The sequence below is a fragment of the Streptomyces sp. NPDC101234 genome (assembly GCF_044767525.1).
Lineage (GTDB): Bacteria > Actinomycetota > Actinomycetes > Streptomycetales > Streptomycetaceae > Streptomyces > Streptomyces sasae.
Window position 1 is genome coordinate 1 of the sequence record NZ_JBIWOA010000013.1, and the last position, 24,940, is coordinate 24,940.

Genomic DNA, 24,940 nt, shown 5'->3' on the forward strand with positions numbered 1-24,940 from the left:
AAACGCCCGGTTACATTCCGAACCCGGAAGCTAAGCCTCACAGCGCCGATGGTACTGCAGGGGGGACCCTGTGGGAGAGTAGGACGCCGCCGAACAAATATTGGGAAAACCCCCGCATCGAAAGATGCGGGGGTTTTCTGCGTTCAGGGGTTATTGCCTCTTCAGAAGGCCACGTCCGCCGTGTCGGTCGTGCCGGCCTTTCGGCCCGGGGCCTCCTGCCAGCTCCAGTACATGTTGGTGTGCGAGATGACCAGCTCGGGGGCTGGCGCTCCGTACTCCGTGAGGTTCTCCGTCGTGTGGGCGTCCCCGACCAGTGTCGCGTCGTAGCCGCGGGCCACCGCGCCGTGCAGGGTGGAGCGGATACAGGCGTCGGTCTGGGCCCCCGTCACCACCACATGGCCCACACCGCGTTCGGCGAGGACGGACTCTAGCTCGGTGTCCTCGAAGGAGTCTCCGTAGCGCTTGTGGACGAGTGGCTCGGCGGTCTCGCGGATCAGCTCCGGGACCCACTGCCAGGGTGCGGAGTCCGGCTTCAGTTCGTCGCTGGAGTGCTGGATCCAGACCACCGGGACTGCCTCTGAACGGGCTTTGGCGAGCAGGGTGTTGATGTTGGCGATCACCTCGTCGCGGTTGTGGGAGCTGTCCACCACACCGTTCTGCACATCCACGATCAGCAAGGCGGTGTTCGGGCGGTTCTGAAGAGTCGTCATGACGTCCACCGTAGACGGGGGTACTGACAACGGGGCTCGGTGCGAGCGTCGTAAACGAGGTGAGAGGGGTGCTTGGCGAGGGCTACCGTGACCGCATGAGTGCTACGACCAGCGGTGATTACGTCATTCGTGCCATACGGGCCGACGAGTGGGAGGTCGTCAAGCGGCTGCGGCTCGTCGCCCTGCGGGACCCGCTGGCGGGCATCGCGTTCCTGGAGACCTACGAGGACGCCTTGACCCGGCCGGACTCGTTCTATCAGGAGCGGGCCGCCAGGTCGGCGGACGAGCCCAGTGATGCACGGCAGTTCATCGCCGAGGCGACGGACGGGGAGTGGGTCGGGACGGTGACCGTGCTGATCGAGGAGGCCGGGACGACGGACTGGGCCGGGCTCCCGGTCGAGCGGCGGCAGGGGCATGTCGTGGGGGTGTTCGTACGGCCTGAGCACCGCGGGAGCGGGCTGATCAAGGCGTTGTTCGACGCCGGTGTGGCATGGGCGCGGGAACAGTGTGCGGAGCGGGTGCGGTTGCTGGTGCACGAGGAGAATCCGCGGGCCCAGGGCGCGTACCGCAAGGCGGGGTTCGTGCCGAGCGGCGTACTCGTGCCGTTCATCAATGACGAGGCGGAGAACGAGGTGGAGTTCGTGCTGGAGTGGCCGTCCTAGACCGGCAGTTCCCGGTGCGGCCAGCGGGAGCGGGCCTGTTCGCGGGAGCGGAGCAGGGCGAGTGTGGGCAGGCCCTGGTCGGTGCCCGCGGTGAGCAGGTCGGGCAGCTGGGGGAGCGGGGCCACGGCCGCCACGTCGTCCAGGACCAGGGTCAGTGGTGGGTCGAGCCGACCGGAGGATGACCGTTCGGCCATGCGCCGGCCGCGCTCGACCACGCTGGAGACGAGGGCCGTCAGGAGGGGCATCGCGCCGGGGTTGGTCCTGGGGTCCTCGATGGATTCACCGACCACATAAAGCGTGCCCCCTTCGTCCACGAAGGAATCCAGGGCGAGGGCATCGGATCGGTTGGGTGTGCAGGCCTCGCGGATGTTGACCGTGAACAGGGCGGCGAGCGCTCGGGCCGTCAACTCCTGCGCGATGTCCCGGCGTTCGGGGTGGGAGGTGAGGGCGGCTTCGAGTTCGCCGGCCGCGCCGGGGGCCGCCTTCGGGTGGGTGCGGAGGGTGCGTACGGCGTCCTGGACGCCCGTGCCCTGGGCCCAGCGGTGGACATGGCGGATCGTGCGGTTCTCCAGCGCGGCGGCGTGCAGGTAGCTGCGGAGGAGCGTCTCGGCCGTGTCGGTGACCGCCTGGTCGATCTTCGCGGTGGGTTTGACGGGGGCGAGCAGGGCCCGGGCGCGGTGGACCGCCGTCTGCTTGTCCTCGCAGCCGGCGGTGGGTGACCAGTGGAAGCGGGCCGGGGTGTCGCAGAGGTGGTTCGGGTCGTAGAGGAGGACCGGGCCGAGTTTGGCTCTGGCATCCTTGGTCTCCGACCAGAGCGCCGGGTTCGAGGTGACGACGAGGGCGGGGCCGGGCGCGTCGCGGATGGTCTGGACGGCGGTTGTCCGGCGGCTTTCCGCGGGTGCGATGTGGATTCTCGCCCACCCGCCCACCGGTTCCCCGTCAGGGGAGTAGCGGGTGTAGAAGCCGGTGGGGTGGGCGGAGTGCTCGATGGCCGGCCCGGTCGGTTCGCCGTCGGGGGTGGAGGACAGGAGGCCGTCCGGCTGGTTCGGCTGGGTCGGTTCGTTCGGCTGGGTGTGGCCGGTGTCCGGGACGGCCGTGCGGGGCTCCGGTACCCCGGTGGCCGTGGCCGTGCTGCCCTTCCCGGCCGCCCGCCGTCTCCTTCGCCCCGCCCGCCACCGCGCCACCGTCCCCAGCACGAACACGCTGAGGACGACCAGAATCATCAACTGCCCGATGAACAGGCCCCAGAACAGCCCCCACCCCGACAACTGCGCCGCCGGCGTGTCCGGCCAGGCGCCCGCGATGTCGTGCGGTTCGCCGATGAGATGGCGCATCGCCGGCGGGGTGTGGGAGAGGCTGACGGTCGACGGCCAGCTGCCGTGGGCGAACCAGGCCGCCAGTCCCGTCGCCGTCCACACCAGGGCGGTGATGCCGAGCAGGAACCCGAGTATGCCGATGAGCAGGCCGTCGGGAATCCCGCCGCCGCCCTGATGCTCGCGTTCCTGCCGAGGGTCCGGTCTCACGAACGGTCCTCCCTACGCCACCGTCGATTCGGAGTCGCCGAGATGCTGCTCCACGAAGGCCGCCGCCCGCTGTTCCGCCTCCAGCTCGGCGGCGCGCAGGGCGTCGTCGGCGTCGGACACGTCCCTGGACGACTCGGTCATCGCGCGGTCCGTGAAGACGAGGGGGCGTTCCGTCTCGGTGACCAGGTGTTTGACCACCTGGACATTGCCGTTGACGTCCCAGACCGCGATACCCGGGGTGAGGGTGGGGATGATCTCCACGGCCCACCTGGGCAGGCCCAGCACCCGGCCGGTCGCCCTCGCCTCGTCCGCCTTCTGGGCGTAGATCGTCCTGGTCGACGCCATCTTCAGGATCGCCGCCGCCTCCTTCGCGGCCGCGCCGTCCACGACGTCGGACAGATGGTGGACGACCGCCACGAACGACAGACCGAGCCGGCGGCCGAACTTCAGCAGACGCTGGAACAGCTGGGCCACGAAGGGGCTGGCGATGATGTGCCAGGCCTCCTCCACCAGGAAGATGCGCTTCTTGCGGTCCGGGCGGATCCAGGTGTGCTCCAGCCACACGCCGACGATCGCCATCAGGATGGGCATGGCGATGGAGTTGCGGTCGATGTGGGACAGGTCGAAGACGATGAGGGGGGCGTCCAGGTCGATGCCGACCGTCGTCGGGCCGTCGAACATGCCGCGCAGGTCACCGTCGACCAGGCGGTCGATGACCAGGGCCACGTCCAGGCCCCACGCCCGTACGTCGTCTATGGCGACGTTCATCGCCTCGGCCGACTCCGGCTCGGGGTGCCGTAGCTGCTCGACGATGTCCGTCAGAACGGGTTGCCGGTCGAGGATCGTCTCATTGACGTACGAGTGCGCGACCTTGAGGGCGAAGCCGGAGCGTTCGTCGAGGCCGTGGCCCATCGCCACTTCGATGATGGTGCGGAGCAGCGCCAGCTGGCCGGTGGTGGTGATCGCGGGGTCCAGCGGGTTCAGCCGGATCCCGTGGTCCAGGGCCGCCATCGGGTCCAGGCGGATCGGCGTTATCCCCAGCTCTTCCGCGATGAGGTTCCACTCGCCGACGCCGTCCTCGCCCTGCGCGTCCAGGACGACGACCTGGCGGTCGCGGAAGCGGAGCTGGCGCAGGACGTAGGTCTTCTCCAGGGCCGACTTGCCGTTTCCGGACTCGCCGAGGACCAGCCAGTGCGGGGCCGGGAGCTGCTGGCCGTAGAGCTGGAACGGGTCGTAGATGTAGCCCTTGCCGGAGTACACCTCGCGGCCGATGATCACGCCGGAGTCGCCCAGGCCGGGGGCGGCCGTGGGGAGGTAGACCGCCTGGGCCTGGCCGGTGGAGGTGCGGACGGGTGAGCGGGTCGTCTCGACCTTCCCGAAGAGGAAGGACGTGAAGGCTTCGGTGAGGACGGACAGCGGGTCCCTCATCAGCGCATCAGCCTCTACCTTCGGATTCCGGTGGCGAAGGGCAGGGTGTTCACGAAGGCGCGGTGGTGCTCGCGGTCGCACCACTCCAGTTTCAGATACGACTTTCCGGCGGACGCCCTTATCGTGCGCTTGTCGCGGTTGAGGGCCTCGGGGGAGCGGGAGGAGACGGTGATGTAGCCGACCAGGTTGACGCCGGCGGCGCCGCTGGCCAGGTCCTCGCCGCGCTGGTCGAGGCGGTTGTGGGCGGCGATGTCGCGGGGGTCGACGGTCCGGTTCATCTTGGCGGCACGGGAGGCTTCGGCCTCGTCGTTCGTCTTCTCCGTGAGCATGCGCTCGATGGCGACCTCGGTGGGTTCGAGGTCCATCGTCACGGCGACCGTGCGGATGACGTCCGGGGTGTGGACCAGGAGCGGGGCCAGGAAGTTGACGCCCACCGGGGTCATCGGCCACTCCTTCACCCAGGCCGTGGCGTGGCACCAGGGCTCGCGGGTGGCGGACTCGCGGGTCTTCGCCTGGAGGAACGTCGGCTCCATGGCGTCGAGTTCGGCCGGCCAGGCGTTGCGCTGGGTCATCGCCTGGATGTGGTCGATGGGGTGGTCCGGGTCGTACATGGAGTGGATCAGGGAAGCGAGACGGCCCTGGCCGAGCGGCTGCCGTACCCGGATGTCCGCCTCCTGGAGGCGGGAGCAGATGTCGGTGAGCTCGCGGGCCATGACGACCGCGATACCGGCGTCGCGGTCCAGCTTGCGGCCGGACTGCGGGCGGGCCGCGCGGGCCATTGCCTGCGCCTCGGCGGCCAGTTCGCGGGAGTAGTGCATGCAGGCGACGAGGTACGCGCGGTGCTGCTCGCTGCTGGTGGAGACCATGGACTGCAGCTGGTCGTACGACTGCGCCAGCCAGCCCGGGGCCTTCTCGTCGCCGCGCTGGGAGACGTCCTTGGCGTGGGCGTCCGGGTCGGCGGGGAGGGTGCGGGCGAGCATCTGGAGGCGGGTGACGAAGCCGTCGCCGTTCGCCACGTGCTTGAGGAGGGTGCCGAAGCGGTCGACGAGGGCTTCCTGGTCCTCGGAGTCGCGCAGGCCGACGCCGGGTCCCTCGATCTCGATGGCCGCGGTCACCGTCTTGCGGTCGGCGTGCAGGAGCACGGCGATCTCGTCGGGGCCGAAGGGCGCGGCGAGCCAGCTGATCCGGCCGATGCCGGGCGGCGGGCCGATCTCGACCTCACGGCCGTCGATACGGGTGCCCGCCTCGGCGGCGGTGGAGCGGTAGACCGTGCCCACGCGCAGGGTGCGCTTGTAACTGCGGTTGATCTCGAACCACTTGTAGAACGTACGGCGCTTGTACGGCACGTAGACCGCGGCCAGCGCGAGCAGCGGGAAGCCCATCAGCAGCACGATGCGCAGGGAGAGGACGGGGACGAGGAGCCCGCACATCATGCCGAGGAACGCGCCGACGATGATCAGCCCGATCTCGCCGGACTCACGGTTCCTGCCGACGATCGCGTTCGGCCGGGCGCGGCCGATGAGATACGTACGGCGGGGCGTGATCGGATGGGACAGGTGGGACTCGGTCGTCAACGCCCTTCACCTCCCGAGCTGTTGTTGCGGGTGTTGCTGGCGTGCGGGGTGTTCGCCGGGCTGGGGGCCCGGGGTGCGGGTGCGGCGGAGGGGACAGATCCGCCGCCACCACCGTTCTGGGTGCGCGTGCTGTGCGCGGCGACGCCGCCCGAGACGGGGTTGGACGGGCGGGCACCGGAGGCGCCGGAACCGCCGCCCCCGCCGCCGTTGTTGTCGGCGCGGGCGCTGTGTGTCCTGATGCCCTGGGCGACGAGGTTGGCGGGGCTGCTGATGACGGCGGCGGCCTTGCCCTCGGCGCCCTGCATGATGCGGTTGTTGCGGCCGGCCGCGATCTCGTCGCCGAAGCCGGGCACGAAGCGGTAGATCATCGCGCTGGCGAAGATGGCGAGCAGGATGATGGCGAGGCCGGAGACGACGGCGGAGAAGGAGTCCGGGCCGCCGCCGGAGGACAGCGCGCCGGCGAGGCCGAGGACGATCACGATGACCGGTTTCACGAGGATGACGGCGATCATGATGCCGGCCCAGCGCCGCACGTGCCCCCACAGGTTCTTGTCGACGAGGCCGGCGTAGACGACGGTGCCGAGGAGGGCGCCGACGTAGAGCAGGGCGGCCCGGATGACGAGCTCCAGCCAGAGGACTCCGGCGGCGAGGATGCTCACCAGGGAGACGACGATCAGCATGATCGGGCCGCCGCCGATGTCGGTGCCCTTGCTGAGGGCGCCGGAGAAGGTGCCGAAGAACACGTTCGTCTGGTCGCCGGTGGTTTTGGCGAGGACCTCGCTGACGCCGTCCGTAGCCGAGACGACCGTGTAGAGGATCAAGGGGGTGAAGGCTGAGGCCATCACGGTCAGCCACAGGAACCCGATGGCTTCCGAGATGGCGGTGCCGAGGGGGACACCTCGCACCGCACGCTTGGCCACGGCCAGCAGCCACAGCAGCAGGGTCAGGATCGTCGACGCGGCGAAGACGACGGCGTACTGCTGGAGGAACTTCTCGTTGGTGAAGTCGACGTTGGCGGTCTCCTTGACGGCCCCACTGAGCTTGTCGATCGTCCAGGACGCGGCCTTGGCGCAGCCCTGAGCGAGGGAGGAGAGCGGGTCGAGGGTGGAGGTGAGCGGGTCGGTGGTGGTCCCGCCGGAGCTGCCGCTGCCTTTTTCGCAGTACTGCTTGGCGGGGCCGATGAGCAGGCTGCAGGAGTCGCTGCTGGGCGATGCACTGGGAGAAGGCGAGGACGAGGGGGCGGCGGACGGCGTCGGAGCCGCCACGGCGTGGGTGGCCAGCAGTACGACGGCTGTCTGCACGGCGGTCACCATGCCGGTGACCTTGAGTAGGCGGCGCGGGCTACCGGGCATAAGTGAACCCTCCGTACTGCTCGACGGCCTTGCTGATCTCGTCGGAGGTGGCGGCCTGGTCGTCACCGGGAACCGGCGCCGGTCCGTCCTTCTGCGTGTCCGCGCTGATCTTCCAGTCGCCGTCGGCCCACTGCAGGTCGAAGGTCCAGGTCTTCCAGGTGGTGGTGACGGGGTTGGTCGAGGACGTGCCGGACATACCGATGAGCCCCACGTACCAGACGGAGACCTTGGCGGTGCTGTCGCCGTACTGATCGGCCGTGGTGCCCGCCGGGACGGTGCGGGACACGAAGGTGCCGCCCTTCGGGGCGTTGCCGTTGGCGTCGAGACCCAGCTTGCTGAGGAAGGCTGCCGAGTAGGCCGCGTCCATGGCGTTCTGGAGCTTGTCGGCCGCGGCCGACGTGTAGAGGCCGTCGACGATTCTGTGCCGGCTGTCCTTGTTGAACATCCCTGTCGAGCCCAGCGTCACCGCGTAGTTCGCCGCCGCGCTCTGCGCCCCCTGGGTACTGTGTGCGAAGCCCGTGGGGATTCCTGCGCTCTTTGTCTCCACCGGCTTCGTTCCGGTTGCCGCTGTTGACGAAGTCTTCGGCTGGCTGCCGTTGGCGCTGCCGCCGTTGGCCGTCGTGGACGACGTCGACGAGTCGTTGCCGTCGCCTCTGTTCGCGAACGCGATCGCCGCGATGAGGAGGACGACCACGCCGACGACCGTGACCAGGCTCCGGGACGAGGAGCGGCCGCCGCGGCGGGACGCACCGCCGTACGGATCGTCGGGCAGGCGCGTGCGGGTGTGGCCCGTCTCCGGGTAACCGGGCTCGTCTCCGAGGCTCATGCCGCGTACTCCCCCTCCACGTCGTACCGGAACGCGTAGGAGTACGACGGTAGCCGTGCTGGTTCCCGCGCGGGCGCGGTGTTATGACTCGACATCAGGGAAACGCAACCTCGGAGCGGGGAGGGAAGAGGTCCAGGCGGCTAGACGGCCATGCCGTACACGATGGTGAACAGGGTGCCGAGTGAGCCGATGATGAAGACTCCGGTCAGTCCGGCGATGATGAGGCCCTTGCCCTGTTCGGCGCTGAAGGTGTCGCGGAGGGCCGTGGCGCCGATGCGCTGTTTGGCGGCACCCCATACGGCGATACCGAGGCAGATCAGGATGGCTACGGCCATGACCACCTGGATCATCGTCTTCGCCTCGTTGCCCAGGCTGCCGAAAGGCCCCCAGTCCGGAGCGATTCCGCCGATGATGGTGTTGATGTCTCCCTTGTCGGCCGCATAGAACACGTAAGTCACCGCCCCTGGTGGGTAGTTCTGTCCGCCTCTGCCGGGTGCAGAGGTCACGCATCATTGTCCCCGACAACGCTGCCGGAGTATGTCGACTTGACGTCATTGATTGGCGGGTTTCGTACGAAAGGCTCGTACGGTCACTCTGTGTATCACGGCAGGTCACGCCGGGCAATGAGGCCGGAGCGGAACCTGTCGTGTGGTTCCGTCGTTGACCCCTTCTATGACCTGGGCCGTTTCTGACGGTCGGTCGGGGGACCGGTGGGATGAGCGGTCGTGCCGATGTTCTGCAGGTGACGGAAGTTCTCCCGAGGGAAGAGTATCCCGGTACGGTGAAACGGCCGCAGCCGCTCACCGCGGCCCGCTCGGTGGCGGGGGGTCAGCCCGCCACAGCACGTTCGCCGCGTCGGCCTTTCGGTGTCCCGGCCGGCGACGCTCGCGGACTCAGCGGTTGACGGACTGGATCTCCTGTACGACAACGTTCTGCGGGGCCCCGAACGTGCCGTCCGGAAGCGACTGGTCGTCGGCCACGCCGGTGCCGGTCCAGGTGATCTTCCAGGTGACCGTGGCCTCCAGCTGGAACGAGCCGCTGCCGGAGGACCGCAGGTACTTCACTCCGCAGGGCGGAGTCTCGTCCGACTTGCCCTTCGCGTACGGTTCGCCGATCTGGTCGCCGTCGAGCCCGCACACGCCGGAGGCCGGGTACGTCACGGCATCCGAGGTTCCCGGGTCGATCTTCACGGAGACCGGCGTCGCTGTCGTCGTCGCGTAGATGCCCAGCATGGGCACCCGCGCCGTCACCGACACCGGCTTGAACTCCGTGGCGTCCAGCCATGCCCACGTCGGCAGGTTCACCTTCGTCGTACCCGCCGGGGCGAGCGTCACTTCTGTGCCCGGTACGCGGACCTGGGCATAGGCGAGTTGGGCGAGCTTCTCGGGCGTGACGGACTGGGGTTTGTCGGCCGGTGGCGGGTCGCCCTTGTCGACCCAGAACTCGTGCTCCTCGTTGCAGTCATCGGCCGCCGGGTCCGACTCCCGCCCCGGCGTGACGAACGAACTCCACCAATAGCCCTTGCCGGTCTTGTCCTTGTTGAAGTCCGTGTAGGGGTGGCCGTTCTTGTAGTAGTTCTGGGAGGACAGGATCCATTCAGCGCTGGGAGCAGTGCTTCCCCAGGCCTCCTCCATGTCCTTTTCCAGATCGTTCGGCGTCTGGAACGGCGCGTAGTAGCAGGCAGGAGGGGTCCAGGTCGTGGTCGACGTGACGGGACCGGCGGACGCGCCCTTGCCGTTCTTCGAGGTGTCGTAGACGACGCCGGCCTCGGCGGAGATTGTCTGGCCGTCGGTTCCGGCGGAGGTGGTGGGTTTTGGGTCGCCCCCGCCGCCGATCGACCCCAGACCACCGCCCGGTGTGGACGCGGCCATGGCAATGGGCGCTGACGAGAGGAGGACGACTCCTGCCGCCATGGCAACCGCCGCGCGTCTCACGGCTGGCATGCTGCGGCTCCACGCGTCGACGAGATCTTGACGAGCTGCCAGACACCGTCCTTGTTCAGAGTGAGCCCTGCGACATAGGCAACGTAGTTGTCCTTGGAAGCCACACTGCCTCCCTTGATCTCACCCGTCTTGATCACCTTGCTGAACCCCTTGGTCTCATCGCTGCAGTAGCCAATCGCCGCGGAGGTCTTGGATTTGACCTTTACGTTCCGGTCGAAATAGCGGAAGGTTCCGGTTGTGGTCCGACCGGCGTCCACGAACGCTTTGACCCACTGGTACGCGGCAACGGCACCTTCGCCTTCGGTGTAGAACTCAAGGGCCGGAAGCTTCGGATTCCCAGCAGCGATGGCGGCGTCCAGGGCGTTGATGAACGCGGCGTTGTCGCGCAGCACCGCGTCCTTCACCGGGTCGCCGGTCTCCTCAGGCGTAAAGGTGTTCTTCACATCCGACGGCAGCGTGATCTTCGGTCGTCCGGCCGAGCCCGGCGCGCTGGAACTCGTGCTCGGCGATGCTGTGGACCCCTTGCCCGCATCGGCGCCCTTGATCTTGGCGTTGTCGGTGGATCCGTCACCGCCGCCTCCGCAGGCGGACAGCAGCAGCGCTGCGGACAAGGTGAGCGCGGCTGCCGTGAGCCGGGCGGGGCGGTTCACTCTGGACTCCCGTTGAGGTGGAGGACAACTCAAGTGCATGGCAACGCTATCCGCGGGGCCAGGGGCGACACCAGTTTCGATTACGTCAAGAACGGCTCTGCAAAGAGGCGAACCCTGACAGAAGGCGGCACGGGCGCAGTGTTTGGCGGTCACGGTTCTGTACCGCAACGCAGACTGTGAACAGCGAAGGGGCTCCGGCGCATCGGCGCCGGAGCCCCTTCCCCCTGTCGGGTGATCAGTTGGCGAAGGCCGCGGTGCCTTCCGGTGTGCCCCAGCCGGTCGGACCGTCGTAGCCGGTCTCGGCGGTGCAGAAGTACGCGGTGGAGCAGGAGCCGTTGTAGCCGCTCGTCACGTCGTTGAGGGACGAGGTGCCCGCGTAGTCGTAGGGGTACTGCGCCGGGTAGGTGCCGCTCGCCGGGGTGCCCGCGAGGGCGTAGACGCCGGCGATGATCGGGGCGGAGACGCTGGTGCCGCCGAAGGTGTACCAGCCGGCGGTGACGCCGTAGGAGTCGTAGACGGAGACGCCGGTGGCCGGGTCGGCGACCGCGGAGACGTCGGACTCCATGCGCTTGGTGCAGCCCGTGTCGGTCTGCCAGCTCGGCTTGGCGTCGTAGGAGGAGCAGCCGGAGCCGGTGCCCTCGGAGCTGGAGGTGCGCCAGACGGACTCGGTCCAGCCGCGGGTGCTGGTGGCGGTGGAGAGCTTGGTGCCGCCGACGGCGGTCACGTACTGCGAGGTCGCCGGGTACTCGGCGCCGTAGCCGCTGTCACCGGCGGAGACGGTGATGGCCACGCCCGCGTGCTTGTAGTACGAGGTGTCGTACGACGTCTGGGAGGAGGACTCGGAGCCGCCGTAGCTGTTGGAGACGAACTTGGCGCCGAGGGCGACGGCCTCGTTCTCGGCGGTGCCGAGGTTGGCGTAGCTGGCGCTGGTGGCCTCGACGAGGGTGATGTTGCACAGCGGGCAGATCGCGGAGGCCATGTCGAGGTCGAGGGAGATCTCCTCGGACCAGCCGGCGTCGGAGGAGGGCAGCGAGGTGGTGGAGCCGGTCTGGCTGACCTTCTTGAAGCAGCCGTTGGCCGTGGTGCAGGCGGACAGGCCGTAGTACGAGCGGTAGGTCGCGAGGTCGGACTCGGCGTTCGGGTCGTTGTACGCGTCGACGATCGCGATCGTCTCGCCGGAGCCGTTGGAGGCGGCGGCGGAGGTCAGGCCGTAGGCGGACCGCAGGTTGGTCGGGCTGTAGCCGGACGGGGTGGAGGCGTCGGCGGCCTTGGGGGTGATGCCCGTCTTCGCGGCCTGCTGCTTCTGGAAGGCGGTGAGGCCTCCGGTGACGCGGTAGGACTTGCAGGTGAGGTCGCCCGTGTGCTTGGGGGTGGCACAGGGGGTGGCGACGTAGGTCACCTTGCCGGATGCGGTGGTGGCCGCGTCGGCCTGGACGGCGGTTCCGAAGCCGGCGAACACCAGCGCGGCGGTGGTGGCCACGGCGGCGCCCAGACGGCGCCAACCGCTGTGCCTGGACGATCTGTTGGGGGGAGTGGAACGCATGCGTGCAGCCTCCTGATGTTCCTGAATGGGGTGGAACAGTTCGAACAGGGGCGGTGCGGGTGCGATCTCTTGCGCTGTCGGTTGTCGCCCGGGGCATTGTCGCCTGGTGCGTTGCCGCCGGTCCGGGTTCCCCGGCGGCGTGGCGGCGACCCGCGAAGAGAATCCTTTGTTGAGTACGCGACAACAAGAGGTCCAGGGAATCCTGACTTCCGCATTGCCGAACGCGGCGTTCACGTGACCTGGCGATGGCCGCCCGTTGGCCGGCAGGTGACGGGTGCTTGACTCAACTCACAGGTAATTCAAGGGAGTTGCCAAGACATGAAAAACGGGCCACGGCCGGCTGCCGTGGCCCGTTCCTCTTTCCCTGCCGCCGAGGGGACCCCACGTCCCCCTCACGGTGGCGGCTCCCCGTGACCCGACGGGGAGGTCAATCTCCGAGGGACGGTCAGCCGGTGAAGGCGCTGGTTCCCTCGGGGGTGCCCCAGCCGGTCGGGCCGTCGTAGCCGGTCTCGGCGGTGCAGAAGTACGCGGTGGAGCAGGAGCCGTTGTTGCCGCTCGTCACGTCGTTGAGGGCCGAGGTGCCGGCCGCCGCGTACGGGTACTCGGCCGGGTAGTCGCTGCTGCCCGGGGTGCCGGCCAGGGCGTAGACCGAGGCGATCAGCGGCGAGGAGGCGCTGGTGCCGCCGTAGGTGTTCCAGCCGGTGCCGTCGGAACCGTAGGAGTCGTAGACGGAGACACCGGTGGCCGGGTCGGCGACCGCGGAGACGTCCGAGATCATGCGCTTCGAGCAGCCCGTGTCGGTCTGCCAGCTGGGCTTGGCGTCGTAGGAGGAGCAGCCGGAGCCGGTGCCCTCGGTGCTCGACGTCTTCCACACCGACTCCGTCCAGCCGCGGCTGTTGGAGGAGGCGGACAGCTTGGTGCCGCCGACGGCGGTCACGTACCGGGAGGCGGCCGGGTACTCGGCGCCGTAGGCCTCGTCACCGGCGCTGGCCGTGATGGCCACGCCCGCGTGCTTGTAGTACGAGGAGTCGTACGTGGTGTCGGAGGAGGACTCCGAGCCGCCGTAGCTGTTGGAGACGAACTTGGCGCCCAGCTTGACGGCCTCGTTCACCGCGGTGCCCAGGTTGGCGTCGGAGGCCGACTTCGCCTCGACCAGCAGGATGTTGCAGTTCGGGCAGGTCGCGCTGACCATGTCGAGGTCGAGGGACTCCTCACCGGCCCAGCCGCTGTCGGCGGACGGGAGCGAGGTGGTGGAGCCGGTCTGCGAGACCTTGGTGAAGCAGCCGTTGTCGGTGGTGCAGTCCGACAGCCCGTAGTACGACCGGTAGGTCGCGAGGTCCGCCTCGGCGTTCGGGTCGTCGTACGCGTCGACGATGGCGACGGTCTCGCCCGAGCCGTTGGAGGAGGCGGCGTCCGTCAGGCCGTAGGCCGACTGGATGTCCGAGGGGCCGTATCCGGTGGGGGAGTCGGATGCGGCGTTCGGCTTGATGGTCTTCGCCGCCACGCCCTTGAGCGCGGCCTGCTTCTCCATGAAGGCGGTGGTGCCACCGGTGACCCGCAGCGCGTTGCACGCGGCGAAGCCCTTCTTCGGGGTGGCGCCGCAGCCGGCCTTCTCGTACTGGACGTGGGCCTTGGCGACCTGGGTGGCGATGGCCTTGGTGCTGACCTTGTGGGTCGCGGTGGCCGCGCTCGCGTGGGCGGCGGTGCCCAGGCCGGCGACGGCGAGCGCCGCGGTGGCCGCGAAGGCGGTCCCGATCTGGCGCCATCTACCGCGTATGTGGGGGGTGTTGGGGGTGGTCGTACGCAACGTACAGCCTCCTGGAAGAGGGGACAGAGGCCTGCGGGTGGGGGGCCACCGGTGTGGTTGCCGGTGGGGGCGGCGGCCCGCGACGACCATCGCCTTGTTGGGTACGCGACAACAAGGTGGGTTTCGGAATCCTGACTTCCGCGTTACTGAAGCGCGGCAAGGGCTTACTGATCATTGGGGGCTGGATGGCCGGAAGTTGGGGTTCGATTGACCTGAGGGGCCGACGGCCGCACCTGCAATACGCGTTGATCGGGGCGTACCGAGGCGTTGCGTGGGCCGAACTCGGCTGGTTTCAGCGGGGCTTGAGGCCGTGCAGCAGAAGGTGGACGTAGCCGTCCAGGCCGGACAGGGCCTCGTCCGCGGAGAGCGCGCAGGCGGCGATCAGGGTGGCGAGGCCGTGGATACCGGCCGCGGCGGCGAGGGTGAGGTGCTCCGGGTCGCCCTCGACGATCTCGCCGCGCCGCTGCGCCTCGGCGGTCAGCCGGACGAACGAGCCCATGGACAGGTCGACGGCTTCGGCCAGCTGTGCGTCGATGTCCGGGTCGTGCTTGCGCGCGAACATCAGCTCCAGCAGCTCGGGGTTCTCGATGGCGAAGGTGAGATAGGCCCGGGCGAGCGAGGTGAGGCGCGGTTCGAGGGGGGCGTCGGGCAGGTCCGCGGCGGCCAGGGCCCGGTTCAGGCGGTCGTAGCCGCTGAGTGCGAGCGCGTCCAGCAGGGCCTGCTTGTCCTTGAAGTGCCGGCCGGGGGCGGCGTGGCTGACGCCGATGTCGCGGGCCAGTTCCCGCAGGGACAGGGCGGCGGAGCCCTTCTCCCGCAGGGTGCGCTCGGCGCTGGCGAGCAGGGCGGCGCGCAGGTCTCCGTGGTGGTAGGGGCGGCTTTGCGACATGGGGGGCATCGTATCCCGATGTAGCCGTTGCCAGCTTTGTAGGCACTGTCAGCTTTGTTGTCATCGTCATCTTTGTTGTCGTTGACATCATTGTTGTCGACGCCTACATTGGCGGCCATGGCTGAGAAGAACGACAAATGGAACGTGACCGAACTCCCCGACCTCTCCGGCCGTACGGCCGTGGTCACCGGGGCCAACAGCGGCCTGGGCCTGGCGGCCACGGACGCGCTGGCGCGGGCGGGCGCCCATGTGGTGCTCGCGGTACGGGACCCGGAGCGCGGCCGCGCCGCCGCCGCGAAGGTGCCCGGTAGCACGGAGGTCCGCCGCCTGGACCTGGCGGACCTGTCCTCGGTACGGGAGTTCGCCCGCGGCTGGGACCGCCCGCTGGACCTGCTGATCAACAACGCGGGCGTGATGATGCTGCCGGAGCAGCGCACCGCCGACGGCTTCGAGATGCAGTTCGGCACCAACCACCTGGGCCACTTCGCGCTGACGAACCTGCTGCTGCCGTATGTCACCGACCGCGTGGTCACCGTCTCCTCCGGTCTGCACCGCGGCGGCGACGGCGTGATCCACTTCGACAACCTCAATCTGCGCGGCACCTACAACCCCACCCGCGCCTACGCCCAGTCCAAGCTGGCGAACCTGCTCTTCACACTGGAGCTCCAGCGCCGCCTCACGGAGGCCGGCTCACCCGTCCGCGCTCTGGCGGCCCACCCCGGCTACGCGGCGACCAACCTGCAGAGCCACCACGCGAACCCGCTCGCCCGCCTGGGCATGGCCCTCGGCAACCGGCTCCTCGCCCAGGACGACCGCGCGGGCACCCTGCCCACGCTGTACGCGGCGACCCAGGATCTGCCGGGCGCGAGCTATGTCGGCCCCGACGGCTTGGGGGAGATGCGGGGCGGGCCGACGCTGGTCGGCCGCAGCCGGGCGGCGAGCGACCCGGCGGCCGCGCGTCGGCTGTGGACGCTGTCGGAGGAGATGACGGGGGTGGCGTGGGCGCTCGGGGTCGAAGCCGTGTGAACGCCGGGGCGTGAGCGCGACCGGCGGAGACGTCTGCACGTCAGGAGCCATGTGACCGCCCAGTTGCTGGACGTCCGGCGGGCCCGCCGCCGGGCCCGGATACGGTGACCCGACACGACGGACACGACGGCCTTCCGGGAGGTTGCCGCATGAGCGCCTGCGCCGTGGACTTCGCCCTCAGCGGGCGTACGGCCCTGGTGACCGGGTCCGTGCGGGGGCTGGGCCTGGAGATGGCACGGGGCCTGGCGGCAGCCGGTGCGAGGGTGATCCTCAACGGCCGGGACACGGAGGCGCTGGCGGCGGTGGCCGGGCGGTTGCGTGAGGGCGACGGGCTGGACGTGGTCGGCGCGGCCTTCGACGTCACGGACCGCGAGGCCGCCGAGGAGACGGTGACCGCCCTCGGCGCGATCGACATCCTCGTCAACAACGTGGGCCACCGCGACCGCAGAGGCGTCGACGAGATGACCCCTGACGAGCTGTCCGCGATGCTCGACACCCACCTGACCTCGGCATACGCGCTGAGCCAGACGGTCGCCCGCGGCCTGGCCGCCCGCTGCACCCCGGGCCGGATCATCAACGTCTCGTCGGTGGTCGGCCAGTTGGGCCGCACCGGGGACGTCGCCTACGCCACGGCGAAGGCGGGCCTCGACGGTCTGACCCGGGCGCTGGCAGCGGACCTGGGCCCCAGCGGTACGACGGTGAACTCGGTGGCCCCTGGCACGTTCGCGACGGAGGTCAACGCTGAGCTGTCGGAGGACCCGGAGTGGGGGCGGTGGCTACGGACCCGGACGGCACTGGGCCGGTGGGGTCGCCCGGCGGAGATCGCGGGGATCGTCGTCTTCCTGGCGAGCGACGCGGCGTCCTTCATCACGGGGCAGACGATCGCGGTGGACGGCGGAATGACGACGACGTTCTGAGCATGCATGGCCGACGTTCCGGGCGGGCGATGCAGGGGGACAGAGCGGGAGATCAACCGTTCGTCAGTTCCGCCGCGCTGCGTTCCACACAGAATTCGTTGCCCTCGGGGTCGTACAGCGTCACCCACCCGGTTCCGTCGGGCCGTCGGTGGTCTTCCTGAAGCGTGGCACCGAGCGAGAGCAGCCGTTCGACCTCCTCGTCCCGGGTGCGGTCCTGGGGCTGAAGATCCAGGTGTACGCGGTTCTTCACGGCCTTGCGGTCATCGACCCTGACGAACAGCAAGGTGGCAGCAGCCGTCGTGACCAAGGCCTGCGGGTCCCCGGGAAAGTCGTCATCGGCCAGCGAGCCGTCCAGGGCCTGGGCCCAGAAGCCCCCAAGGGCGTACGGGTCCGCAGCATCGATGGTGACATGACGTATCAGAGAACTCATGCCCCAAGCCGATCATGAATGCTTTCCACCGTCCGGAGGCGGCCGGCCTCGACGCCGACCGCCTCACGAGTCTCCAGGCATGATCGAAGGGACGCGCCCTGGTCGATTCTGTACGTGGTGCGGTCGTAGTCCTGTGAAATCAGTGCGAGACGGTGTGCCGTCCACAGTTCGGTGTCGTTGCTGAGGCTGGTCCGTCCCGCACGACGGACCAGCTTCGCGGTCTCGTATCCGAGGTGCAGCACGGCATCTCCCGGTACCTGTTCGAGCAGCCGGGATGTAAGCAGCACGACGTCGTCGTCCTGTTCCTCCGGGAAGACGTTCTTCTTGTGTCTGAAGATCACGATCGTCGATGCGGCGATGCCCGGACTCTTGACGAGTGGATCGTCGGGATCCGGTTCCTCGTCCTCCTCGATGACCCGAAGCCAGGTGCCGTGCAGGGTGACGATGCCCTCGCCGAGCAGCTCCGCCGGGGGAACGGCGGATCCCAGCAGATGTGTATCGAACGCCACGGCGGCGAGTCTCTCGGCCACGACCGAAGTCGGCGTCGATGTCGCGATGCCCAGGGTGTAGGAGAAGGCCATGGGGATCACTTGGCCTTATGCGTGAAGTGGTCGAACTCGCCTGCCTGCACGCCGAGTACGAAGGCGTTCCATTTGCGGCGGTCGGTGGTGACGACGGTGTCCGCGGAGCGGAGCCGGACAGGGGTGTTCGTTTCGCTGTCTTCGGGGACCGGCTGCTGCTTGAGGGCGGTCAGAAGGGTGGCGAACGCGGCGGGGGTGGTGGTGAGTACGGCACCGGTCGGGTCGGCGGATTCGGTGAGGTGGATGGCGGTGGGGGTGGCGGATATGTGGATGCAGGAATCGCCTTCACCGCAGTACGACGACTTCTGCCAGGTGGGCTGGCGCATCTGGGGCTCCCTCAGAGGTCTCGGGCGATGGCGTGGATGACGTCCCGCGTCTTCTCGGGGGCGAGCGTCCTGGCTTCCATTCGCTCCAGGAGGACGCGGTACTTGTGCAGCTGGGCCTCGGCATCGAGGAAGACGGGACCGTGTGACTGGTCCAGGTGCACCGTGTCGAGTTGAGGAACGGGACCACGCGAGTAGTAGATCGACTGCCCGGATCCCGGAAAGGCTCCGGCGTCGAAAGGAAGCGCCCTGATCGTGATGTGGTCTCGCTCGCTCATGTCCAGCAGATGCCGCAACTGGGCTCGTGCGATGGCGGGCCCGCCGAACTGCATGCGAAGGGCGGCCTCGTGGATGAAGACGACGTATGGCGTGGGCTGGTCCTGGTAGAGCACGGTCTGGCGTTTGATTCGGAACGAGATCCGGTGCTCGACGGCGGGTGGGGCGAGGTCGGGCACGACTTGGCGGAACGTCTCCCGGGCGTGGTCGACGGTTTGGAGCAGGCCCGGGATGTGCACGGTGATCGCAGTGTGGAGATGCGTTGCATGATGCTCGACCTCGGCCAGATCGAGCAGCGCGCTGGACATGATCTCGCGGTACTCCTCCCACCAGCCGCGCTTCCGCTCGCCGGTCATCCCGGCGAGCGCTTCGATGAGGGCGTTGTCGTCGCAGTCGTACTGGCAGGCGAGTGTGCGCACCCGTTCGGGGCTGACCCCGGCACGGCCGGCTTCGATGTTGCTGATCAGCGTCTGCTTGGACCCCAGTAGTTGACCGGCCTCGGTGGCTGTCAGCCCTGCGCGCTCCCGGAGTTTGCGCAGCTCGGTACCCAGTCGGAGTTGACGACCCGTTGGTTTCGTCCTCACGGGCTTGTCCTCCTCGCCGATCCGGCTGTCACTCACACGGATGGATGTGAAATGGATTCGCAGCAATCCGTGTAATGCATTACTCGATGGCCGCTACCTTACAACTGGGCCCCCTCCCAGAAGCGCACCGTCCGACGGGTCGGCAAGCCACTGGGGCGCTGACCAACTCCTCTCGGTGATCGGAGACTTCCATGCCCACCGTAGCCCCGCCCTGGTCCTACACCCTCCAGCTCCCGCACGATGCACGCGCACCGGGGATCGCCCGGGCCACCCTCCGTTCCGTACTGGCCGCGCACGACCTCACCGGCCTCACTCCGACCGCCGAACTCGTCGCCGCCGAGCTGCTCGCCAACGCCCACCTCCACACCGCCGGCCCCTATGCCCTCCGTCTCCTCGGCAGCGAGCCGGGGCGGTTGCGGGTTGCCGTATGGGACACGGATCCGCGGGTGCCGCCCGGCTTCGCCGCAGGGGGCGCCGCCCCTGTCGGCAGCGACGCCGAGAGTGGGCGTGGCCTGCACCTCGTGCAGGCCTGTGCCGCTGCGTGGGGCGTTTCGGTGCTGCGGGAGCTGGGCGCGTCGAAGGGCGGGAAGCTGCTGTGGGCCGAGTGTCAGACGGGTGACCTAGCGTAGTCATACGAGGTGTCCTCGATCGCCCTCCCCGACGACCGGGACGACTATGTGACGCCGGATCTGATCGTGCTCCCCACGGACTGGGAGGACGACGACTGGCTCGCCGCTCCCGAGGACGCCGCGCTCGCCGTCGAGGTCATCTCGCAGTCCGAGAAGTCACGAGAGATCCGCGACAAGGCCGACTGGTACGCGGTCGCCCGGGTTCCCGTTCTCCTCGTCGTCGATCCACGGAACGGGACCTGGGCGCTGCACACCCGTCCCGACAACGGCTCCTACCGGGACGTACTGCCCGGGAAGTACGGCGAGACCGTGCCCCTGCCCGAGCCGTTGGGGATCGATGTCGCCACCGATCGCCTCCCTGTCTACGACGAGAGCCGTCGGCCGCAAGGGCGGTTCACAGAAAAAACTCAGTGAAGTCGGGAACCGTTTCTCACCTTCGTGGGACACAGTGGGGGCTGATGAAGCGCACCTCACGCATCTACGTCACCTCGCGCCGCGTCGCGCTCTGTGCTGTGGTCGTCCTGGCCGCCACCTCGGCCTCCGTCGCGGCCGCCGATGAAGCGGCGGGGCCGTTCGGGGTGACCGCGGTGGTCGGGGACACCGCCGACAGCGCCCGAGTCGGGGCGCTGTTCAGCGCCGACAAGGCCGGCAGCCTGTCAGGCAACCACTACTGCACCGCCTCCGTCGTGCACAGCCCGAAGCGGGACCTGATCATCACCGCCGCGCACTGCATCGACGGCGATGACGGCGACGGCACCGGACTGGTGTTCGTGCCCGGGTACCGGGACGGCGCGGCGCCGTACGGGGTGTGGAAGGTGGGGAAGCGTTACCTGCCCGACGGGTGGGCCCATGGGCAGAGCGAGAACAGCGATGTCGCCTTCGCCGTCGTCGACACCCGCAACGGCAAGCGGGTCGAGAGCGTGACCGGAGCCAACCGGTTCGTCAGCGGTGCCGCCACCGGGTCCACCGCCGTGACCGTCACCGGATACCCGGACTCCCGTGAGGTGCCCATCAACTGCACCAACAAGCCCGTCGCCCGCGGCTCCACCCAACAGCGCATCGACTGCCCCGAGTTCACCGGCGGCACCAGCGGCAGCCCCTGGGTCAACGGGGACCACGAGGTGGTGGGGGTGCTGGGCGGGCACGAGCAGGGCGGGGCGACTCCCGACACGTCGTACAGCGTCGTACTCGGGCACGAGGCCGCGGAACTGTACAAGGACGCCACGGGACACTGAGCCGGCGGGCCGAAACCGCGTCATGTCCGCCGTCCTGCTGTGAAATAGCGCCACTCTCGGCCGAAATGGCGTTGAACAGCCCTGACATGGGGGAGGGTTGGGGCGTGCGGAAAGTATGGGTGGTCGGCGGCGCGGCGGTCGGGCTCGGGATGGGCTTCGTCATGCTCCTCGTCGTCGGTGTGTACGTCGTCGCCGGGAACCTCGTCAACGGGTTCGGCGGCGTCGGCAAGACCCTGGCCAAGGGAGCCGTACCGGCCGCCTACTCCACGCTCGTGCAGAAGTGGGGCAACCTGTGCTCCGCCATCAACCCCGCCCTGCTCGCCGCCCAGCTGTACCAGGAGAGCGGGTTCAACCCGCGGGCGCAGAGCGCGGCGGCCGCGCAGGGGATAGCTCAGTTCATCCCGGGGACCTGGGCCACCCACGGCATCGACGGGAACGGCGACGGGGTCCGTGACGTCTGGGACCCGAATGACGCGATTCCGTCGGCCGCCTCCTACGACTGCGAGCTCGCCTCGTACGTCAAGGACGTCCCCGGCAACGTCTCCGACAACATGCTCGCCGCCTACAACGCGGGCGCGTACGCGGTCATCAAGTACAAGGGTGTGCCGCCGTACAAGGAGACCCAGAACTACGTCAAGACGATCACCACCCTTGAGGACAGCTTCGCCGCGCCGGTCAGCCGGCTCTCCCCGACCAAGCAGGCCGCCGGTGCCATCACCTTCGCCCAGAACAAGCTCGGTACCCCGTATCTCTGGGGCGGCGAGGGCACAGCTCAGGATGGGGGACGGTTCGACTGCTCGGGGCTGACGGGGGCGGCCTACGCGAGCGTCGGGATCACGTTGCCGCGGGTCGCCAACGACCAGTACAACGCCGGACCGCATCCCTCGCGGAACGAACTGCTCCCGGGCGACCTCGTCTTCTTCTCCACCGACCTCACCAACTCCCGTGCCATCCACCACGTCGGGATCTACGTCGGCGGCGGGTACATGATCGACGCGCCGCACACCGGGGCCGTCATCCGCTTCGACCCCATCGATTCCGCCGACTACTTCGGCGCCACCCGTGTCACCGAGGATGGCGCGAAAGCGCTCCCCACGTCGGTGTGAACGGAGCGTATAACCCACCCCCTGAGCTGGGGCTTTGTGTCTCTCTTCGATAACGTCTGCGTGATCATTCGGTGGAACCTGGAACGTAGTGACGGAGGTCGTGCGTTCCTGTTGACGTAGCCGACCACGGGGGTGGCAGCGAGCGACGCACACGAGGTGCGTCCCGGAACGACGACGAAGGGGCCGCAGCACGATGGCTGTACTCGCCGAATCCGGATCCAATCCCGACGTCGAGCTGCTCTACGACATCAACGGCCTGGCCAAGGACGCTCCGCACTGGTTCGACCGGTGCATGGAGTTCGTCGGGGAGTACGGGCTGCTGGTCGCGATGGTGCTGTTGGTGGTCTGGTGCTGGTGGTCCGTGCGGCGCCGGGGCGACGAGGACGCGCCGGCCACGATCGCCGCGCTCGTGTGGGCGCCGCTCGCCGCCGCGATCGCAGTCCTGGTGAACGTCCCCATCCGCGGCTTCGTCGAACGCCCCCGGCCCTTCCTCACCCACCAGGGACTCGACGTCCTGATCTCCGGCAAGACCGACTACTCCTTCGTGAGCGACCACGCGACGATCACCATGGCCCTCGGGGTCGGGTTGTTCGTCGCGAACCGCCGCTTCGGGGCGGCGGGCATCGGCCTGGCGCTGCTTGAGGGCTTCTGCCGCGTCTACATGGGCGTGCACTACCCGACGGACGTGATCGGCGGCTTCGCCCTCGGCACGGCCGTCGTACTCCTCCTCTCCCCGCTGGCCACGGCCCTGCTGACCCCGGTGATGAAGGCGGTCGAGGGTTCGCCGAGGGCGGGGTGGATCGTACGGAGGCGGTCGGCGTCGGTGGGTCTGGTCCCGGGAAGCCGTACGACGCTGGAAGCGGAGGAGCGTGACCTCGCGGCGTAGCGGTTGTGGAGCGCCCCGTCAGGGGCGCTGGGGTACCCCCAGCCGAAGGCTGGGGGAGGAACTGCGCGACCAGCCCCCACCGCCCCGCAGCCGAACTACGACCCCCTACGCTCCCTACAACCCCTGCGGGGAAGAGAAGAAGCGGTTCGGGTCGTACTGCTTCTTCACCTTGTCCAGTTTCGTCACCGCGTCCCCGTAGTACGCCTTCTTCCAGCCGGTCAGCGTCGGGTCCGTGTAGTTCTGGTAGGCCGCGCCGGAGGCGTACGGCTTCATCGCGGTGTGCGCCCCGTTCAGCCAGGCCTGGCCCGTGCTGCCGGAGGCCCCCGCCCCCCACGACACTATGTACTGCGCCAGCATCCGCGACCGCCGGTGCACGAACGCCGTCGCCGTCGGCGAGACCCGGTTCACCGCTCCGCCGAGCGCCGTGAAGGCGATGCTGCCCGCGCCGCCCCGGACCGAGCTGATCTGGTTCAGGGCCGTCTGGATGCCGGCCGCCGAGAGCGAGCGGTCGAAGAAGTCGGAGCGGGCCGTGTACGTCTCGCGGCCCAGCTTGCCCTGCGGCGAGCGGCCGGGCGTGGAGCCGGGCAGGTGGCACTGGGGCTCGGTGGCGAAGGAGGAGCAGCCGGCGTAGATCTCCATCACCTCCTCGTAGGCGTGGCGCCGCAGGGAGACGGAGGTGGCGTTGGCGCCGGCCTTGTGGGCGAGGGCGTCCACCGCGTTCTGCAGCTCGCCGTACGTGCCCATCGAGAAGCAGGCGACCGAGACGCGCGGGCCGCTGCCCGAGTTCTCCAGGTGGAGGGAGGACCAGATCTCGTCCGGCTGGGACGGGCCCCACTCCTGCCAGGCCTTCAGGACCTGCGCCGCCTTCGACCACGGCCAGGTCATGTAGGCCGTCACCCCCTGCGGGGTCGGGTGGGTCTTGAACTGCAGCTCCGTCACGACGCCGAAGTTGCCGTTGCCCGCGCCGCGCAGTGCCCAGAAGAGGTCCTTGTTGGTGTTCGCGTTGGCGACCACCTGCGTGCCGTCCGCCGTGATCAGCGTCGCCTGCGTGAGGCTGTCGCAGGTCAGGCCGTACCCGCGGGACGCGACCCCGTGGCCGCCGCCGAGGACCAGGCCGGAGACGCCGACGGTGGGGCAGGAGCCCGCCGGGATGGTCACGCCCTTCGCCGCCAGGCCGCGGTAGACGTCGATCAGTTTGGAGCCGGCGCCGACGACGGCCGTACCGCCGCTGACGCGGATGCGGTTGAGCTTGGAGACGTCGAGGATCAGTCGGCCGTCGCCGGAGGAGTAGCCGGCGTAGGAGTGGCCGCCGTTGCGGATCGCGATCTTCAGGTTGTGGGCCTGGGCGTAGGAGAGGGTGGTGCGGATGTCGTCCGCGTGCGCCACGTACGCGACGGCCGACGGCTTCAGACCGTCGAAGCGGGTGTTGTAGAGCTGGTGGGCCGTCGTCCAGTTCGCGTCGCCGGGGCGGACCAGGGTGCCGTCCAGGGCGTGCGCCAGCGCGGTCCAGTTGGCCGCGGCCGCTTCACTGGTGGTCTTCAGCGCCGTACGAGAGGATGTGGACGCGAGTGGCGCGCCGGTCGTCCGCGAGGTGGCTGCGCCCCCTGAGCTGCACCCCGTCAGTGCGGTCGCCGCGACGGCGGCTGCCCCGCCCGATATGAAGGTACGCCGTTCCATTGCCCGTGCCTTTCGTCGGCTGTCCTGGGACGAGACGACGTCCGTCGCACAGAGGTTCCCCCACCCGGCGTAACGAACGCTGTGACGTCGTAACGGCTGTGATGGCGAACGGCGAAGAAATGTTCGCGTAACCCGTTGGTCGGAACCTGCGTGTGCCCTCACCGTGAGCGTTCCGTGACCTAACCAGGCCGATGGCAGGGGTTCACCCTCCGTTCACCTATGGCCATCGGCCACTTCACCTGATCTGCCTACTTTCGGCCTTACCGGATGCGGTGGGCGGTCTTGAATGCCCAGCCAGGAAGGGCTCTCGCCGCGTCTCTACTACCTCGCACGCCGCCGAAGGTGGCGCCTCTGGAAGGAACTCCC

At 68.9% G+C, this 24,940-nt stretch carries 25 protein-coding genes and 1 rRNA gene; 9 read left to right on the forward strand and 17 right to left on the reverse strand.

Annotated elements, in window-relative coordinates; translation table 11 throughout:
- Positions 1–95, forward strand: a 5S ribosomal RNA gene (rrf, locus tag ACIRR9_RS23645); the annotation flags it as partial.
- Between the two features lie 66 nt (positions 96–161).
- On the opposite strand, the gene ACIRR9_RS23650 is transcribed toward rrf, so the two are convergent.
- Positions 162–710: an isochorismatase family protein gene (locus tag ACIRR9_RS23650; protein ID WP_403755059.1), complete on the reverse strand. Its 549-nt coding sequence runs from the start codon at positions 708–710 to the stop codon at positions 162–164.
- A gap of 95 nt (positions 711–805) precedes the next feature.
- Here ACIRR9_RS23650 and ACIRR9_RS23655 point away from each other — a divergent pair, with 95 nt between their 5' ends.
- On the forward strand, positions 806–1,372 hold the full coding sequence (locus ACIRR9_RS23655; protein ID WP_403755062.1) for a GNAT family N-acetyltransferase: 567 nt from the start codon (positions 806–808) through the stop codon (positions 1,370–1,372).
- Here the strand turns inward: ACIRR9_RS23655 and ACIRR9_RS23660 are convergent.
- The 11 genes from ACIRR9_RS23660 to ACIRR9_RS23710 form a co-directional block, all read right to left on the reverse strand.
- Positions 1,369–2,895: a type IV secretory system conjugative DNA transfer family protein gene (locus ACIRR9_RS23660; RefSeq protein WP_403755065.1), complete on the reverse strand. Its 1,527-nt coding sequence runs from the start codon at positions 2,893–2,895 to the stop codon at positions 1,369–1,371. The two genes, ACIRR9_RS23655 and ACIRR9_RS23660, sit on opposite strands and share 4 nt — an antisense overlap.
- Before the next feature lie 12 nt (positions 2,896–2,907).
- Positions 2,908–4,323 (reverse strand): ATP-binding protein, encoded by a 1,416-nt coding sequence (locus ACIRR9_RS23665; protein ID WP_365346103.1) that lies wholly within the window; start codon positions 4,321–4,323, stop codon positions 2,908–2,910.
- A 14-nt stretch (positions 4,324–4,337) separates the two neighbouring features.
- The gene (locus ACIRR9_RS23670; protein WP_403755069.1) at positions 4,338–5,897 is read right to left on the reverse strand and encodes an SCO6880 family protein; all 1,560 of its coding nucleotides are present in this window, start codon (positions 5,895–5,897) and stop codon (positions 4,338–4,340) included.
- Positions 5,894–7,249 carry a hypothetical protein gene (locus tag ACIRR9_RS23675; protein WP_403755072.1) on the reverse strand — a complete coding sequence of 452 codons (1,356 nt, stop codon included), beginning with the start codon at positions 7,247–7,249 and terminating at the stop codon, positions 5,894–5,896. Before ACIRR9_RS23675 ends, ACIRR9_RS23670 begins: the two co-directional genes overlap by 4 nt.
- Entirely contained in the window at positions 7,239–8,075 is an 837-nt protein-coding gene (locus ACIRR9_RS23680) for a hypothetical protein (RefSeq protein ID WP_403755075.1), read from the reverse strand. The genes ACIRR9_RS23675 and ACIRR9_RS23680 overlap by 11 nt, the downstream gene beginning before the upstream one ends.
- Before the next feature lie 140 nt (positions 8,076–8,215).
- Positions 8,216–8,524 carry a hypothetical protein gene (locus tag ACIRR9_RS23685; RefSeq protein ID WP_046732870.1) on the reverse strand — a complete coding sequence of 103 codons (309 nt, stop codon included), beginning with the start codon at positions 8,522–8,524 and terminating at the stop codon, positions 8,216–8,218.
- A gap of 444 nt (positions 8,525–8,968) precedes the next feature.
- Positions 8,969–10,018, reverse strand: a complete 1,050-nt coding sequence (locus tag ACIRR9_RS23690) for a hypothetical protein (protein ID WP_403755078.1) — start codon at positions 10,016–10,018, stop codon at positions 8,969–8,971.
- Positions 10,006–10,668, reverse strand: a complete 663-nt coding sequence (locus tag ACIRR9_RS23695) for a hypothetical protein (RefSeq protein ID WP_403755081.1) — start codon at positions 10,666–10,668, stop codon at positions 10,006–10,008. Before ACIRR9_RS23695 ends, ACIRR9_RS23690 begins: the two co-directional genes overlap by 13 nt.
- A 235-nt stretch (positions 10,669–10,903) precedes the next feature.
- On the reverse strand, positions 10,904–12,211 hold the full coding sequence (locus tag ACIRR9_RS23700) for a peptidase S8 (RefSeq protein WP_403755084.1): 1,308 nt from the start codon (positions 12,209–12,211) through the stop codon (positions 10,904–10,906).
- Positions 12,212–12,656: 445 nt separating this feature from the next.
- The gene (locus ACIRR9_RS23705) at positions 12,657–14,018 is read right to left on the reverse strand and encodes a peptidase S8 (protein WP_403755087.1); all 1,362 of its coding nucleotides are present in this window, start codon (positions 14,016–14,018) and stop codon (positions 12,657–12,659) included.
- Positions 14,019–14,310: 292 nt separating this feature from the next.
- Positions 14,311–14,913: a TetR/AcrR family transcriptional regulator gene (locus tag ACIRR9_RS23710; RefSeq protein WP_403755090.1), complete on the reverse strand. Its 603-nt coding sequence runs from the start codon at positions 14,911–14,913 to the stop codon at positions 14,311–14,313.
- Positions 14,914–15,021: 108 nt separating this feature from the next.
- On the opposite strand from ACIRR9_RS23710, the gene ACIRR9_RS23715 reads away from it, so the two are divergent.
- Complete coding sequence (locus ACIRR9_RS23715; RefSeq protein ID WP_403755093.1) at positions 15,022–15,930, forward strand: oxidoreductase; 909 nt, start codon at positions 15,022–15,024, stop codon at positions 15,928–15,930.
- Between the two features lie 149 nt (positions 15,931–16,079).
- Positions 16,080–16,847, forward strand: a complete 768-nt coding sequence (locus ACIRR9_RS23720; protein ID WP_403755096.1) for an SDR family oxidoreductase — start codon at positions 16,080–16,082, stop codon at positions 16,845–16,847.
- Between the two features lie 52 nt (positions 16,848–16,899).
- Here ACIRR9_RS23720 and ACIRR9_RS23725 read toward each other — a convergent pair whose 3' ends face one another.
- The 4 genes from ACIRR9_RS23725 to ACIRR9_RS23740 are packed head-to-tail and all read right to left on the reverse strand — an operon-like array spanning position 16,900 to position 19,041.
- Positions 16,900–17,277 carry a VOC family protein gene (locus tag ACIRR9_RS23725; RefSeq protein ID WP_403755099.1) on the reverse strand — a complete coding sequence of 126 codons (378 nt, stop codon included), beginning with the start codon at positions 17,275–17,277 and terminating at the stop codon, positions 16,900–16,902.
- Positions 17,274–17,858 carry a SitI3 family protein gene (locus ACIRR9_RS23730; protein WP_403755102.1) on the reverse strand — a complete coding sequence of 195 codons (585 nt, stop codon included), beginning with the start codon at positions 17,856–17,858 and terminating at the stop codon, positions 17,274–17,276. The genes ACIRR9_RS23725 and ACIRR9_RS23730 overlap by 4 nt, the downstream gene beginning before the upstream one ends.
- Before the next feature lie 5 nt (positions 17,859–17,863).
- The gene (locus ACIRR9_RS23735; RefSeq protein WP_403755105.1) at positions 17,864–18,184 is read right to left on the reverse strand and encodes a DUF397 domain-containing protein; all 321 of its coding nucleotides are present in this window, start codon (positions 18,182–18,184) and stop codon (positions 17,864–17,866) included.
- Between the two features lie 11 nt (positions 18,185–18,195).
- Positions 18,196–19,041: a helix-turn-helix domain-containing protein gene (locus tag ACIRR9_RS23740; RefSeq protein WP_403755108.1), complete on the reverse strand. Its 846-nt coding sequence runs from the start codon at positions 19,039–19,041 to the stop codon at positions 18,196–18,198.
- A 191-nt stretch (positions 19,042–19,232) separates the two neighbouring features.
- Here ACIRR9_RS23740 and ACIRR9_RS23745 point away from each other — a divergent pair, with 191 nt between their 5' ends.
- The 5 genes from ACIRR9_RS23745 to ACIRR9_RS23765 all read left to right on the forward strand — a co-directional run bounded on the left by ACIRR9_RS23745 (position 19,233) and on the right by ACIRR9_RS23765 (position 22,897).
- Positions 19,233–19,670, forward strand: coding sequence for an ATP-binding protein (locus ACIRR9_RS23745; protein ID WP_403755111.1), 438 nt, complete (start codon positions 19,233–19,235; stop codon positions 19,668–19,670).
- A gap of 9 nt (positions 19,671–19,679) precedes the next feature.
- Positions 19,680–20,084, forward strand: a complete 405-nt coding sequence (locus tag ACIRR9_RS23750) for a Uma2 family endonuclease (protein WP_403755114.1) — start codon at positions 19,680–19,682, stop codon at positions 20,082–20,084.
- A 44-nt stretch (positions 20,085–20,128) separates the two neighbouring features.
- Positions 20,129–20,905, forward strand: coding sequence for a trypsin-like serine peptidase (locus ACIRR9_RS23755; RefSeq protein WP_403755117.1), 777 nt, complete (start codon positions 20,129–20,131; stop codon positions 20,903–20,905).
- Positions 20,906–20,991: 86 nt separating this feature from the next.
- Positions 20,992–22,011: an NlpC/P60 family protein gene (locus ACIRR9_RS23760; RefSeq protein ID WP_403755716.1), complete on the forward strand. Its 1,020-nt coding sequence runs from the start codon at positions 20,992–20,994 to the stop codon at positions 22,009–22,011.
- Between the two features lie 193 nt (positions 22,012–22,204).
- Entirely contained in the window at positions 22,205–22,897 is a 693-nt protein-coding gene (locus ACIRR9_RS23765) for a phosphatase PAP2 family protein (protein WP_403755120.1), read from the forward strand.
- Between the two features lie 114 nt (positions 22,898–23,011).
- Here the strand turns inward: ACIRR9_RS23765 and ACIRR9_RS23770 are convergent, their stop codons facing one another.
- The gene (locus ACIRR9_RS23770) at positions 23,012–24,574 is read right to left on the reverse strand and encodes an FAD-binding oxidoreductase (RefSeq protein WP_403755123.1); all 1,563 of its coding nucleotides are present in this window, start codon (positions 24,572–24,574) and stop codon (positions 23,012–23,014) included.
- Between the last annotated feature and the right edge of the window lie 366 nt (positions 24,575–24,940).

Coding starts and splice junctions, on each gene's coding strand:
- ACIRR9_RS23730 (WP_403755102.1), bottom strand. CDS start 17,858: ATGGCCTTCTCCTACACCCTGGGCATCGCGACATCGACGCCGACTTCG.
- ACIRR9_RS23715 (WP_403755093.1), top strand. CDS start 15,022: ATGGCTGAGAAGAACGACAAATGGAACGTGACCGAACTCCCCGACCTC.
- ACIRR9_RS23760 (WP_403755716.1), top strand. CDS start 20,992: ATGGGGGAGGGTTGGGGCGTGCGGAAAGTATGGGTGGTCGGCGGCGCG.
- ACIRR9_RS23770 (WP_403755123.1), bottom strand. CDS start 24,574: ATGGAACGGCGTACCTTCATATCGGGCGGGGCAGCCGCCGTCGCGGCG.
- ACIRR9_RS23755 (WP_403755117.1), top strand. CDS start 20,129: ATGAAGCGCACCTCACGCATCTACGTCACCTCGCGCCGCGTCGCGCTC.
- ACIRR9_RS23720 (WP_403755096.1), top strand. CDS start 16,080: ATGAGCGCCTGCGCCGTGGACTTCGCCCTCAGCGGGCGTACGGCCCTG.
- ACIRR9_RS23680 (WP_403755075.1), bottom strand. CDS start 8,075: ATGAGCCTCGGAGACGAGCCCGGTTACCCGGAGACGGGCCACACCCGC.
- ACIRR9_RS23665 (WP_365346103.1), bottom strand. CDS start 4,323: ATGAGGGACCCGCTGTCCGTCCTCACCGAAGCCTTCACGTCCTTCCTC.
- ACIRR9_RS23765 (WP_403755120.1), top strand. CDS start 22,205: ATGGCTGTACTCGCCGAATCCGGATCCAATCCCGACGTCGAGCTGCTC.
- ACIRR9_RS23690 (WP_403755078.1), bottom strand. CDS start 10,018: ATGCCAGCCGTGAGACGCGCGGCGGTTGCCATGGCGGCAGGAGTCGTC.
- ACIRR9_RS23735 (WP_403755105.1), bottom strand. CDS start 18,184: ATGCGCCAGCCCACCTGGCAGAAGTCGTCGTACTGCGGTGAAGGCGAT.
- ACIRR9_RS23655 (WP_403755062.1), top strand. CDS start 806: ATGAGTGCTACGACCAGCGGTGATTACGTCATTCGTGCCATACGGGCC.
- ACIRR9_RS23745 (WP_403755111.1), top strand. CDS start 19,233: ATGCCCACCGTAGCCCCGCCCTGGTCCTACACCCTCCAGCTCCCGCAC.
- ACIRR9_RS23710 (WP_403755090.1), bottom strand. CDS start 14,913: ATGCCCCCCATGTCGCAAAGCCGCCCCTACCACCACGGAGACCTGCGC.
- ACIRR9_RS23725 (WP_403755099.1), bottom strand. CDS start 17,277: ATGAGTTCTCTGATACGTCATGTCACCATCGATGCTGCGGACCCGTAC.
- ACIRR9_RS23650 (WP_403755059.1), bottom strand. CDS start 710: ATGACGACTCTTCAGAACCGCCCGAACACCGCCTTGCTGATCGTGGAT.
- ACIRR9_RS23675 (WP_403755072.1), bottom strand. CDS start 7,249: ATGCCCGGTAGCCCGCGCCGCCTACTCAAGGTCACCGGCATGGTGACC.
- ACIRR9_RS23700 (WP_403755084.1), bottom strand. CDS start 12,211: ATGCGTTCCACTCCCCCCAACAGATCGTCCAGGCACAGCGGTTGGCGC.